We start from the raw sequence: 12148 nt of genomic DNA on the forward strand, positions 1-12148 counted from the left end.
GTTCAGTTGATAATTTTTTGGTAGCGTAAAACCCACAACTTGTATATCAATATTGTAATACTGATATATTATAGGATTTATTTTTTATTAATTTATTCACATGATATTTCCACATTAGCATCAATTCTAACTTCTTGTTCTTCTGGAACAGGCAACTTTACATCAATTCTTGTATCGCTATCTGCAACAACACTTTTTGCGTTTAATACCATTGACATTGGGAAATGAACATAGGGAAAATCAATTTTTGAAATTTTACATGTTGTGGAAAGATTCTTAGCATAATATTGGCTCATATCTTTTGCTTGTTGGATAATAGAATCTTTTAATTCCCCTGTATATTTTGCCCTTTCCTTTTCTGGAACAAAGCTTTCTAGTGGTGGGACAGAAACTGCTAAAAGATCATTTGCTTGGGTAGCTACAATAACCTTATTGAGAAAAGTAATATATGTGTCTTTTTGCGATTCATTAAACTCGCATCTAGCCTGTATAATGGCATTATATCCCTGTTTTGTTTTACCATTGTTTTCCCAATATTCTTCTGGTCCTATTGAGTTTTCTCCACCACTACAAATGCTTGAATTTTCTTTAATAAGAGCAATGATAGTATTAAATGTGGTCATAATTTGTTGTCGCTCAACTTCATTTATTGTCGTTAAAAGTCGAAGTTTCATATTTCCCCTAATCGCTATTCTTACACGAAATGATGTGGGAGTTACCATTTTATTTACTTTTATCTGTTGAGATATTTTAAGCGAATCCTTATTCCCACTATGTAGAGAAACTGGCATTTTTTTTACCACAAAAATATCAAATAAAATACCACCAACAAATAATGCCAATAGAACCACTGCTATCGAAATGCTTTTTACCCAAAACATTACAAACTTCCTTAATTATCAAGTATGGAATAGATTCTATCATAAGAAAGTAAAAGAGATTATATTTTTTCAGTATTTTTTGATAATACCAAAATATTGCTATAACCATACAAGTTCTCTATAAATATCATTACACTCATTTACAAATCGAATGTAGTATAGAATTTTTTAAAACAATTTTCTAAGAATTATACAAGAGGTATTTGTAAAAATTATTTTATATAATTGCACGAAAGATTTAATTAATATATGTTTATTGTGGTGAAACTTGATTGAGCGGAAATCACAATATTATATCCAAATATCAAGCCATAAAAGTTATATATCAATCGTAAAATTGGTTGTTTTAAGAATAAAAGTAAAATTTTATATTTATTTAAGGTATTATAATGTATAATACTCGTTTTATAATTTTGGTATGCGGAAGTGGCGAAACTGGCAGACGCACTAGACTTAGGATCTAGCACCGCAAGGTATGGAGGTTCAAGTCCTCTCTTCCGCACCATGAATTTATGTTTGTGTTTTTTTAAATTTTATGCTATAATTGCAAATCCTAAAAGTGCGGGAATAGCTCAGTGGTAGAGCACAACCTTGCCAAGGTTGGGGCCGCGGGTTCGATCCCCGTTTCCCGCTCCATATGATTTTTTAGAGACTATCGATTATAAATAGTCAAAAATATCTATTCGGTGTTATCTGTTGACATAATTAACTTAATATAAGTATAACTTATATGAAAGTATTTTTTATTGGTTGTATAGGTCTAAAAGATAAATTTGCTTTTTTGTTATAAATGAAACAACTATTTTTTAGCTTAATAGCTAATATTGCACTAGATCTGCCCAGGTGGTGGAATTGGTAGACACAAGGGACTTAAAATCCCTCGGATTTTTTTTCCGTGCCGGTTCAAGTCCGGCTTTGGGCACCATTACCTTATAAAACAATATGTTATTTGTATTATGGCGACATAGCCAAGCGGTAAGGCACGAGCCTGCAAAGCTCTGATTCCTCGGTTCGATTCCGAGTGTCGCCTCCATAGCAGTAACCCAATTTAATTGTTATAATCGAGAGATGGCTGAGTGGTCGAAAGCGGCGGTCTTGAAAACCGTTGAGGCAAAACCTCCGGGGGTTCGAATCCCTCTCTCTCGGCCATTTTATAGTATAAAATTATCTTCTTATAATTTTCTATTTATCTCCAACATTCACTTCTTTAGTTTTTAGAATATTTTGTAATTTTTTTTGATAGTTTTTAATTTTTATTTAGAATAAAACAATAAAGAAGTGCATCTTTTAAGATTATATAAGAATCAAATTTATTCCTAAGGATATTTTTAGTCAAATTATACTAATGAAAAAGTAGCATAAGATTCTGAAAATTACAGATTAATAAATAAATAAGTGTCCCACCAATAATGCTTAATAAGATGTTTTTAGATAAAATATGTATAGATAGCACGATTATAATGCCAACAACACCAATTATACCATTGCTAAAATTTTCATCAGGATTTATTAAACTACTAATAATATCCTTGCACGAATAAATCAATACCATTGCAATAAGACTAGGTGGTAGCATAATCCCAAGCCATATAATAAAATTGGGAATGCGATTTGAAAATATAAAAAATGGTAAAAATCTTGTTAACGCTGTAATGGTGGCAATGAGAAGAATAGTTATATATATCATAGTCTTTCTTTCATCAATAATTTATATTAAAGAATAATTATTTCTTAATATCAATTATATCTTGTTAATATATGTTATATTTCCATATTATTTATTTTCTGGAAATTTTACATATTATATCATATCTTTTCACAATATTTATATCAAATCAATATTCAATAATTTTTTACTTTAAGCTAAATTTTAAGAATTAGTATTGATAAATTACTTTTATATATTTTCTATAAAGTTACAGGATTATTAAATAAAACCAAATCCTTTTTATCTCGGTGTTTCTTTTAATAGTGGTATATTGAAATTATCTCTTTTTTCCCGCCAATCTGGTATTTGTGTGCCATTATCTTGCGGAGGAATTATATTTGGAATTTGATTATTAGGTTGTTCACTATGTGGTGGATTTTGTGATAAAGAATCTGTATTGTTAAACTGTTGGTCTAAGTTGTGATTTTGTGTTTGTGTCTCAGAGTCATTTTGAATTGGTGGTAAAATATTGTTTTGTTGTTGTTTTTCTTGGACAGATGTTTGAGTATCTAAATTCTTTGTATCTTGTTCTAAATCCTGTTTATTTTCTTGGATATTAGTTTTTACTTTAGAATCCAGTGAATCATCTATTGTCTCTTCATCTGATTGTGGTTCTTCTTTTGACATTACTGACGCATCATCTTGTTGTTCTGTTTTTGGTAGATAGACTCCCTGCAATCGCTTTACTTCATCACCATATTTTTTGACACCATAACATTCTATTTTTGTGGTGTATGGTTCACCACGATATGGATAGTTTTCCATGACTTCAGATATATCCACACTCTGACCAACTTTTAGGTCCATAGGAATTTCTTTATTATAGACATATTTTGGTTTAGCGTAATTCAATGCAATATATTTAATTTTTGTAAAACCAGAAGTCTTGGAAGTATCATAGAGAATCTGATGCGACATAATACATCCTGCTATGTTTCTTTTTCCTACATTTGTTATATTTGCGATGTATTGATATACTTCTGAATAGTTATAAACACTGTCATAAGCTTTCTTTATTTCTACTTTGTATAATCTTTCTTCTAAGAAATATCGAACGACAAAAGGAATTGCAATGATTAGTGTGAATCCGAGCAAGAAACATAAAATAGAAATAATTCTTTTGCGAAATGTTAAAAATGAGAGAAATATTAAACACATTGCTAAAAGTGCAAGTGCCGAAAATAAAATCATATCATACCAATGAAAATATGAAAAAAATTCAGTAATTTTCTCTTTCATGACTGACCAAACCTTGTTTTATAGCTATTCTTGATTATGCTGCTTGCTAGAGAGAATTGTATTTTGTGCACGAGATTTTTTTTCATCGACACCACTTGTTCCCATTCGTCGTTCTAATTCTTGGTAGATTCTATCAGGATGAATTTTCATACTGGCAAGTGCGACAAACATATGATAGAAAACATCAGCACATTCATACACAATTTCGCAAGTATTTTTATCTTTAAAGGCAAAGCAAAACTCTCCGGCTTCTTCAATAATTTTTTTTGCAATCGTATTCTCACCTTTTGCAAAAAGACTTGCTGTATAAGATTTATTAGAATCTGCATTTTTACGATCTAATAAAATATGATAGAGTGTATCAAGGACACCATACATTTTCAAACTTTGTGTTATATTTTCATTTTGGTTTTGTAGATGATTTGTCTTGTTATATTGTCTATAAGATTGTATTGAATTGTTTAAAATATGTTGTGCAATTGGAATTACTTTAAAAAAGCAACTCGTTTCTCCGGTATGACAAGCATAACCTTTTTGCACAACTTTTAATAGCATAGTGTCATTGTCACAATCAAACGATATTTCTTGAATCTCCTGAATATTCCCACTCGTTTCTCCTTTTTTCCATATTCTTTGTTTTGAACGAGAAAAATAATGAGCAATATGAGTTTCAATACTAAGTGATAAAGATTCTCGATTCATATAGGCTAACATAAGAACTTTGTTTGTTAAATAATCTTGAGTAATGCAGGGAATAAGACCATGACTATCCCATGCTATTATACTTTCTAATGTTTCTATACTATAATCTTGAATTATTTCTTTCATTCTTAAATCCCAATATTTGTTCAAAAACAATTATAATGATTTTATGTTGTTATAGATTTTCATTATTGATTGCTAATTGTTGTCCTTTGTTTATTCTTAGAATCAACCCAAATGTTTGGCACTGCTCCACCTGGAGTTAGGAAAATCTGTGCGTCTCTATTGTCTCTTAAGGCCTCATTAAATTTACCTTGAATTTCAATTTGCCGTAGTTCAAGTAACCTTGAAGAAAGACTCTCGCTAACAAGTCTATTTGCTTCTGCTTGTCCTTTTGCTTCCGTGATTGATGCATCTGCTTTACCTTGTGCCCTTTCTCTTAGCGCATTTGCTTCTTGTTTTGCACGTTCCGCTTCTTGTTTTGCAACTTGTACTTGTTCAATTTTGTCTTTGATTTGTTGTGGTAAGATAATTTTTCGAAGTTCTAAGGAATCAAATTGAATTGACTGATCTTTAATCGAGGCTATTTTGTTCTTAAAACTCGCAATAATGAGCCTTGCTACTTCATCTCTTTTGCTTGGTAGTTCCTCTGCATTAAAGTTACCAACTGTACTAGCAACAGCTTCCGCGATATATGGAACAACGATATTTTCGTCCCATTGCATGGTATAATCGCGAATCATTGCTGAAGCTTTATCACCTTCCAATCTATATTTTAATGTCAACTCAATAGATACATCAAGTGCTTGCTTGTCACGCACCTGTATAGGACTTTTATATTTTGTACTTGCGTTTTGACTTCTATCTGTATTATCATCGCTTATAAAATGTTGTGTTCGCACACGCGTATCTACAATAATAATATTTTGCAAAATTGGAACGAAAAAATGTAAACCTGGTAATAACGGTGCTGGTTGGTATTCCCCAAGATTTACTTTTATACCAACTTCACCTGAATTAATGACGATAAAGGGTCGCGCGAGGATAAAAAAGAATATTAAGATAGCAATTGTAATCAGAAAACCTACAAATTTTCCATTCATATTAGGCATTTGGATAGAATTCATATTAAATCCACTACCATTATTTCGATTACTATTAGGGCGATTATTGCTATTATTGTTTGGTGGTGGAACATTTTGAGATGGTTGATTGTTGTTTTGTTTGCGTCTATGTTCGTTTAGATCTATTGGCATTTATATTTCCTTTTGACTTGTTAAATTAATCAATGTATGTTAAAAAATCTTGGTATTTTTCACTTTTTCCCATAACAATTCTAAAAAATTCATCTTGCAATTTTTTTGTCATTTCACCACGACTACCATTGCCAATTTTTCTGAAATCTACTTCACAAATAGGTGTAATTTCCGCTGCAGTTCCTGTGAAAAATGCTTCATCTGCAACATAAACTTCATCTCGTGTAATGCGTCTTTGTTCTACTGGGATACTTAAATCTTTTGCAATGCACAATACAGTATCTTGTGTGATAGATTCTAATGAATTATCATATGGAGGTGTGATAAGTTTCCCGTTTTTTATGATAAAAAAACATTCACCACTACCTTCTGCAATAAAACCATTATCATCAAGCAACAATGCTTCTTCGAATCCACATGCAATTGCCTCGTGCTTTGCCATTTGAGAGTTAAGATAGTTTGCCACTGCTTTTGCTTTCCCCATGCTTGATTTAATATTATTGCGAACAAAGGAACTGATTTTTACACGAATCCCTTTATTGAGTGCTTCTTCTCCTAAATATGCTCCCCATTCCCATGAAGCAATAGCAACATCGACGGGAGAATTGAGATGATATACACCCATTGCTCCGTATCCTAAATATATAATTGGTCGGAGATAAACATTACTTCTATAGTCAACTTTATTTGCACGAAGTAATTCTATTTGTGCTTGTTTTAACTCTTCTTTGCTATATGGACATTGAATCATGACAATTTTTGCACTATTGAGCAACCTTGCGGTATGTTCTTCAAGTCGAAATATAGCCAATCCATTATCTGTCATATACGCTCTAGTTCCCTCAAATACACCATTCCCATAATGTAGTGTATGAGTTAAAATATGCGTTGTAGCTTCTTTCCATGGAATAAGCTTACCATTTTTCCATATATATTTTGATTCTGTCATTACTGTCCTTATTATAGTTTTATTTGGTGTTTAAGACTTTATGAAACTAAATAAATTAAGCGTTAAATTTGTGATTCTACCACAAAAGTTATAATATAATCTGTTTTTCAAAATTTTTACATGAAAATATTGCATTGAAAATTAAATAACCGAAATAATTATAATATAAACTTTGTAGTTTTAACAAATTTTTATTTTTTACTATCAAATATTTGAATGACTTGCAACAGAGAAGATTTTTTGGTTGTAATATTGCTCTATCTATCGTATTCTTTGGTATTCATAGTATAATCAGGAGTGGTCTTTTTTGATTTTTTTGGGGGGGGTGGGGCTTATTAAGGTCCTATTTATTATGTAAATTTAGGTTATCATCACGCAAAAAACTATTAAGTTGCTGAAACATTTCTTCTACTTTTTCTTTTTTCTTGTCAATTTTTTCCATTCTTTTATTCAAATCAATATCTAAATTTATATCTATTTCAGAATCTTCATTATATTCTAACCCCATAGATTTTGCATTAGTTTTCATGTTTTGTATTTTGAAGTTTGGATTTTGTGTTTTTAATTTTGTATTTGAAATAGGTTGAAAGTCTTCGTTTTCAGGTGTAATCATTTTACTTTGCATATTTTCTCTGAAATTATCTTCCTCAGATAAATCACGTAACTCAATTGTTAATTTTTTATTAGTTAATTCCAATTCATTGATTCTATCTTTCAAGCGAAAAAGCCTTTTTCCTACTCGTTGATACACTTCATAGACATCTTCGGAATATACAACTTGTGCGACACGAGCCATAGCTGTGGCACCATTTTTTATATGGACACTCACTGTGCTTAAAGGTTGAAATTTTTGAATCATATCTTCAAAATCCAACATATCTGTTTGATTATCTTCTTTTTGTAATATAAAACTTTCTTGAAAGTCAGAAGACTCATTTGATTGTGATTGCTTCCCTTGCATAATTTTTGTCTTGTAAAATTGTGCTTTAGAACGCATATCTTCTAATTGTGCTTTAATTGTATCAAGCTCGTCATTCGCATCTTTTAAAAGATTATTAGCATCTACTATTTCTGCAGTAATTATCTTAAGTTGTCTTTCCTTATCTTTAATAAGAGAGTCATATTCTTGTAAATTTTCAATGAATTCTTTTTTCTTGTTTTCAAATATTTTAGCGATTTGCCATGATTCTTTAATTGTTTCTGCTTTTGCAATGAATTCTAAAAAAATTTCTTGTTCATCAATATTTTGAATCATATGTGCCAACACTTCTCGTTCGTCTTCTTTCAAATTATGCTCCTTTATTTAATCTCAAGTTCTATGCTTTCAAGTTTTATATCTCTACCCTTTGCAATAAAGGTATTTTCACTCTTACAAAATGGACAAGTTGGATTTTCGAGATTGTGAAAGCTTTGTTTGCAATCATTACATTCTATTGAAACTTGTTCTGTAATTATGGTAATTTCAGCATGTGATAATTCATCATATTCAACTTTCAAAATATCAAATGCACTTATTAACAATGATTTCTCAATATTCGATCGTTCGCCAACACTAATAATAATATTTGTAGCATTTGTCGCATGATTTATTCTAATTTGTTCCATACAAAGTTCAAGCAATGAGGCAATAACCGAATATTCATGCATATATTTCTCCCTTTATCTCTAATGTCGTGGTATGTGCGGTTTTAATAATGCAACATGAAAATTTTCCCAAGACATAGGCATACTTTGGATACATACGCACAATCCACACACAAGCACATCAAACATTGCATGATAAATATCAATTGAGCTGGAAAAAATCATCCAAAGTAGAAATACACAAAGCATTAATATACCACATACACGATCGGTGCAATATCCAACTGCAATAAATATTCCAATAATGAGAATCTTGTAATTAGTTGATCCATAAGACCATTCAAAGATTCCAAAAGTATTACATGCAAATAATATCCATGCAAAAAATAAAAATATCATTCCTTTATAGCTTATTATTATACCGATTTGATTAACAAAACTTCTTATAATTGATAAAATACACACAAGAGCAAGTAAAAAACTTGGTATATCAAAGAGACTATAAAGTAACCGTGCGATACTATATTTTCCAAAATGTATCAGACAAATAATAAAAATAAAAATTGCAAGACCAGCTTTAAGTGTTGTATTAATTGTGAAAAGTCCTGCAATTCTAGCAAATGATATTATTGTGAGTGTGAAAGCTGTGCAAAAAAGTGCATAGACAACAATAGCATAAATATCCATATGTAACCTCTAAGTATATTGCTTATGCTTAACTCAAAATTATATAATATCTTTGTAGATTTTTAATTTAAAATATACATGATTTTAGAAAATTGAATATAAAATATTTTTTGGAAAAAGTGAGAGAAATATTTTATTTAACACCTAATTTAAAGATTTTTTAGTTTTTTAAAAAAACATATTGATACCTTATTAACCTATGATTTCACATAATTAAAGAAAATATTTTGGAGTATTTTGAGATTTTTTAATGTGAGATGGAGATTATTTCAATATAATTTTGTATTACGAAAAATATTTAAAACTTCATCAGTTTTTAAGAAATAGTATAGAATTTGCTTAAACTTTATATTTGGGTATTCAATTAAAGGAAGCATAATGAATAAAAAAAAAGCTATTTTTAGAATCTTTTTAACTACCAAATCAATTATGAAAGCTTTTTTACAAAAGATTGACTTTATGTTACTATTTTTTCTTGCATTATTTATGCTTACCCTTACTTCCTTTTTCTTCTTTGAAATGCCAATGAAGAATTACAAGAAACATAATGAACTCCCTATAATGGAGATTCATCAATTTATTTTACATCGTTTTAATGAACAATATATTGATATAAATATTAGCGGAGAAAGTATGCAACAATATCAAGAAAAAGAGGTTTATAAAAATTTTCTTGGGAGCAAATTTAATGATGATGGTTCTATTGAACATCTTGATGGTAAAGAGGTATGGCATATTGGAGATGAGTATGATTTTATTTTGGGGATAAATTATAGAAAAACTCCTTATATTAAGTTTTTTTCAGAAAAAGGGGTGTATAATATTGTAACTGAAGTTTTTATGGGAAAAGGCGATTTTTTCATCGAAGATGAAGGAATGAAAACTATGGGGAAGAATATTTTTTATGATAAGAAAACTGATGTAATTACTGCACACAATATTAATTCACAAATTTTGAAAGTTAAGTAGGAGAACTGAATATGTATACATTAAAATCTTTGCTTTTTCTACTTTTTTTGCAACAATATGTATTCGCAGCAAAGGCTGATGTCATAGATATTATTGCAAAGAATTTTCAAAGTGTAGGAAATGTTACAACGATTACAGGTGATGTGAGAATCAAAAAAGGGAATGACTTACTTTATTCTGATAAAGTTGTTGTATTTACAGATAATAATCGCAAACCATTTTCTTACGAGGCAACTGGTAATGTGAAATTTACTATTATAACAACTGATAAGCGAGAATTAAAGGGAAGTGGCAATAGGCTTGTTTATGATGTGAAAAAAAATCAATATACGCTCTATGATAATGCCATAATTCAAGAAACTGGTAAAGCAAATTTGCTCAAGGGAGACGAAATAGTTTTATCTGCTGATGGTGAATATGCAAATATTGTCGGAAAGACAACGAAACCAGCGAGAGTGATATTCTCACTTGAAACCACAGAATAATAGCCCAATATAAAGTAAGGAGTTAGTATGCTAAAAACTTTTCGTGCCAAAGTTTTATTTACATTACTCTTGTTTATTGCAATTGGTTGTGGTGGTTTATATATAATTATTTCCAATGGCTATAAGAATATGGCGGCGAGAGAAGGAGAAGATGTTGCCAAAATGCTTGGGGCTTCTATTTTCCAAACAATTCGCATGAGTATGAATTTTGGTGATAGAGAAATTATGGATGCGAGTATGGAAGAAGCCAGACAGATTCAAGGAATTAAAGATGCTACAATCTTTCGTTCTGATATTGTAAATGAAATATATAGCCCCACAGAGAAACAAACGCAACGAGAGGATATTGGTAAAATATTTAAATCCAAAGAGCAAAGTCTATTGCCCGATAAATCAATTGATGGTTTTATATTGCACAAACCATTAATTGCAAATGAAAGTTGTTTGCAATGTCATGCAAATGCAAATAATGGCGATGTGCTTGGAGTGTTGGAGTTAAAGCTTTCAATGAGCAATATTTATGAGCAAATTGATGAAACACAAAATTATCTTTTATTTACGATGATTGGAGCTGGGATATTAGCAATTGTCGGGCTTTATTTTTTCTTTGATAGAGAATTGGTAAAACCATTGAATCGTCTAAAAGATATGGCACGGGATCTTACTGAAGGTGGTAGCGGTGATTTAACAAAAAGAATATCAATTAAAAGTCATGATGAAGTTGGTGTAGCTTCTTCATATGTTAATCGCTTTATTGAAACAATACAAAATACGATCTCACTAAGTAAGGGGGTAAGTGAAGAAAATACACGAACCTGTTTGCAGCTTTCGCAAATATCAACAACTTTGTCAAAAAATTCAGATGAGCAATTCAGTGCTGTTGATAAAGTAAATCAATTAACACAAAATATCGATAATCAGATTATCGTTGTCGAAACTACAACCAGTCAAACACTTAATGATATTGTAGAAACTGAAAATACTTTGGAAGATTTTGTTAAAAATCTACAAGATTCTATTGCACTAATTACAGAATCTGCAGAACAACAAGAGCAAGTTGTTCATTATGTCCAAGATCTTACTGAACATGCCAATAATATTCGTGCAATTCTCGCCTTAATTCATGATATTTCTGAACAAACAAATGTTTTAGCTCTTAATGCCTCAATAGAGGCAGCAAGAGCAGGAGAACATGGGAGGAGTTTTGCTATTGTGGCAGATCATGTAAAACAACTTGCACAACGCACACAAAAATCATTAGGTGAAATTGAAAGTAATATTGGTCTTGTTTCGCAGAGTATATCTGATGTCCAACAAACTATTACTGATGTAACAACACGAATGCATAAAATTACAGATAATACTACTCCTCTTATCACACATGCAAATAGCACAAAAGACAAGTTGCAAGTTACAAAAGATAATTCTTTAAAGCTAAAAGATATTAGTAGCACAATTGCTTATCATATTCGAGAACTTAATGAGATGATGGAAACAATTATACATTTTAGTAGTAGCACACAAGATGTAGGTCATAATGTTCAAGTTGTTATCAATGATATGACAAAAAAAGCTCAATCTTTGGAAAAATCTATTTCAAAATTTAAAACCTGACTATTAAAAAATATTAGAAGTATTAATAAATTTATTCTTATTAATACGAAGTTAATGTATTATCAGAATTGTAA

General features: G+C 30.3%; 12 protein-coding genes and 5 tRNA genes. 8 read left to right on the plus strand and 9 right to left on the minus strand.

The genetic code is table 11. The annotated features are described in order from the left end of the window. Nucleotides 1–92: 92 nt before the first annotated feature. A complete protein-coding gene (locus tag CQA53_RS00415; RefSeq protein ID WP_115542052.1) occupies nucleotides 93–881 on the minus strand; it encodes an SIMPL domain-containing protein in 789 nt (262 codons plus the stop codon). Between the two features lie 420 nt (nucleotides 882–1301). On the opposite strand from CQA53_RS00415, the gene CQA53_RS00420 reads away from it, so the two are divergent. From CQA53_RS00420 to CQA53_RS00440, 5 genes are all read left to right on the plus strand, one after another. Further along, a tRNA-Leu gene (locus CQA53_RS00420) sits at nucleotides 1302–1386 on the plus strand. A 56-nt stretch (nucleotides 1387–1442) separates the two neighbouring features. Continuing rightward, nucleotides 1443–1517, plus strand: a tRNA-Gly gene (locus CQA53_RS00425). A gap of 201 nt (nucleotides 1518–1718) precedes the next feature. Further along, nucleotides 1719–1806: transfer RNA gene (locus tag CQA53_RS00430), tRNA-Leu, on the plus strand. Between the two features lie 33 nt (nucleotides 1807–1839). After that, a tRNA-Cys gene (locus CQA53_RS00435) sits at nucleotides 1840–1914 on the plus strand. A 29-nt stretch (nucleotides 1915–1943) separates the two neighbouring features. Continuing rightward, nucleotides 1944–2030, plus strand: a tRNA-Ser gene (locus CQA53_RS00440). Nucleotides 2031–2223: 193 nt separating this feature from the next. Here CQA53_RS00440 and CQA53_RS00445 read toward each other — a convergent pair. The 8 genes from CQA53_RS00445 to CQA53_RS00480 form a co-directional block, all read right to left on the minus strand. Further along, nucleotides 2224–2568, minus strand: coding sequence for an AzlD domain-containing protein (locus CQA53_RS00445; protein WP_115542053.1), 345 nt, complete (start codon nucleotides 2566–2568; stop codon nucleotides 2224–2226). A gap of 261 nt (nucleotides 2569–2829) precedes the next feature. Then, on the minus strand, nucleotides 2830–3828 hold the full coding sequence (locus tag CQA53_RS00450) for a DUF2393 family protein (RefSeq protein ID WP_115542054.1): 999 nt from the start codon (nucleotides 3826–3828) through the stop codon (nucleotides 2830–2832). A 24-nt stretch (nucleotides 3829–3852) separates the two neighbouring features. Next, a complete protein-coding gene (hisIE, locus tag CQA53_RS00455) occupies nucleotides 3853–4656 on the minus strand; it encodes a bifunctional phosphoribosyl-AMP cyclohydrolase/phosphoribosyl-ATP diphosphatase HisIE (protein WP_181882297.1) in 804 nt (267 codons plus the stop codon). A 62-nt stretch (nucleotides 4657–4718) separates the two neighbouring features. After that, complete coding sequence (locus CQA53_RS00460; protein ID WP_115542055.1) at nucleotides 4719–5786, minus strand: prohibitin family protein; 1068 nt, start codon at nucleotides 5784–5786, stop codon at nucleotides 4719–4721. Between the two features lie 25 nt (nucleotides 5787–5811). Continuing rightward, a complete protein-coding gene (locus CQA53_RS00465) occupies nucleotides 5812–6735 on the minus strand; it encodes a branched-chain amino acid transaminase (RefSeq protein WP_115542056.1) in 924 nt (307 codons plus the stop codon). A 343-nt stretch (nucleotides 6736–7078) separates the two neighbouring features. After that, entirely contained in the window at nucleotides 7079–8023 is a 945-nt protein-coding gene (mua, locus tag CQA53_RS00470; RefSeq protein ID WP_245945537.1) for a nickel-binding protein Mua, read from the minus strand. Between the two features lie 11 nt (nucleotides 8024–8034). Beyond that, a complete protein-coding gene (locus tag CQA53_RS00475) occupies nucleotides 8035–8382 on the minus strand; it encodes a hydrogenase/urease maturation nickel metallochaperone HypA (RefSeq protein ID WP_115542057.1) in 348 nt (115 codons plus the stop codon). 18 nt (nucleotides 8383–8400) lie between these two features. Next, nucleotides 8401–9006, minus strand: a complete 606-nt coding sequence (locus CQA53_RS00480) for a hypothetical protein (RefSeq protein WP_115542058.1) — start codon at nucleotides 9004–9006, stop codon at nucleotides 8401–8403. A 378-nt stretch (nucleotides 9007–9384) separates the two neighbouring features. On the opposite strand from CQA53_RS00480, the gene CQA53_RS00485 reads away from it, so the two are divergent. The 3 genes from CQA53_RS00485 to CQA53_RS00495 are packed head-to-tail and all read left to right on the plus strand — an operon-like array spanning nucleotide 9385 to nucleotide 12074. Beyond that, entirely contained in the window at nucleotides 9385–9975 is a 591-nt protein-coding gene (locus tag CQA53_RS00485; protein ID WP_115542059.1) for a hypothetical protein, read from the plus strand. Nucleotides 9976–9986: 11 nt separating this feature from the next. Next, the gene (gene lptA / locus CQA53_RS00490) at nucleotides 9987–10460 is read left to right on the plus strand and encodes a lipopolysaccharide transport periplasmic protein LptA (protein WP_115542060.1); all 474 of its coding nucleotides are present in this window, start codon (nucleotides 9987–9989) and stop codon (nucleotides 10458–10460) included. Between the two features lie 27 nt (nucleotides 10461–10487). Then, nucleotides 10488–12074 (plus strand): methyl-accepting chemotaxis protein, encoded by a 1587-nt coding sequence (locus tag CQA53_RS00495; protein ID WP_115542061.1) that lies wholly within the window; start codon nucleotides 10488–10490, stop codon nucleotides 12072–12074. The last annotated feature ends 74 nt before the right edge of the window (nucleotides 12075–12148 follow it).

It is taken from the genome of Helicobacter didelphidarum, assembly GCF_003364195.1.
In the GTDB taxonomy this organism is placed as follows: domain Bacteria; phylum Campylobacterota; class Campylobacteria; order Campylobacterales; family Helicobacteraceae; genus Helicobacter_A; species Helicobacter_A didelphidarum.

What these genes read in the sequence shown, in the direction of transcription:
- CQA53_RS00415 (WP_115542052.1), bottom strand. Translation starts at nt 881, where the DNA reads ATGTTTTGGGTAAAAAGCATTTCGATAGCAGTGGTTCTATTGGCATTA.
- CQA53_RS00445 (WP_115542053.1), bottom strand. Translation starts at nt 2,568, where the DNA reads ATGATATATATAACTATTCTTCTCATTGCCACCATTACAGCGTTAACA.
- CQA53_RS00450 (WP_115542054.1), bottom strand. Translation starts at nt 3,828, where the DNA reads ATGAAAGAGAAAATTACTGAATTTTTTTCATATTTTCATTGGTATGAT.
- hisIE (WP_181882297.1), bottom strand. Translation starts at nt 4,656, where the DNA reads ATGAAAGAAATAATTCAAGATTATAGTATAGAAACATTAGAAAGTATA.
- CQA53_RS00460 (WP_115542055.1), bottom strand. Translation starts at nt 5,786, where the DNA reads ATGCCAATAGATCTAAACGAACATAGACGCAAACAAAACAACAATCAA.
- CQA53_RS00465 (WP_115542056.1), bottom strand. Translation starts at nt 6,735, where the DNA reads ATGACAGAATCAAAATATATATGGAAAAATGGTAAGCTTATTCCATGG.
- CQA53_RS00475 (WP_115542057.1), bottom strand. Translation starts at nt 8,382, where the DNA reads ATGCATGAATATTCGGTTATTGCCTCATTGCTTGAACTTTGTATGGAA.
- CQA53_RS00480 (WP_115542058.1), bottom strand. Translation starts at nt 9,006, where the DNA reads ATGGATATTTATGCTATTGTTGTCTATGCACTTTTTTGCACAGCTTTC.
- CQA53_RS00485 (WP_115542059.1), top strand. Translation starts at nt 9,385, where the DNA reads ATGAATAAAAAAAAAGCTATTTTTAGAATCTTTTTAACTACCAAATCA.
- lptA (WP_115542060.1), top strand. Translation starts at nt 9,987, where the DNA reads ATGTATACATTAAAATCTTTGCTTTTTCTACTTTTTTTGCAACAATAT.
- CQA53_RS00495 (WP_115542061.1), top strand. Translation starts at nt 10,488, where the DNA reads ATGCTAAAAACTTTTCGTGCCAAAGTTTTATTTACATTACTCTTGTTT.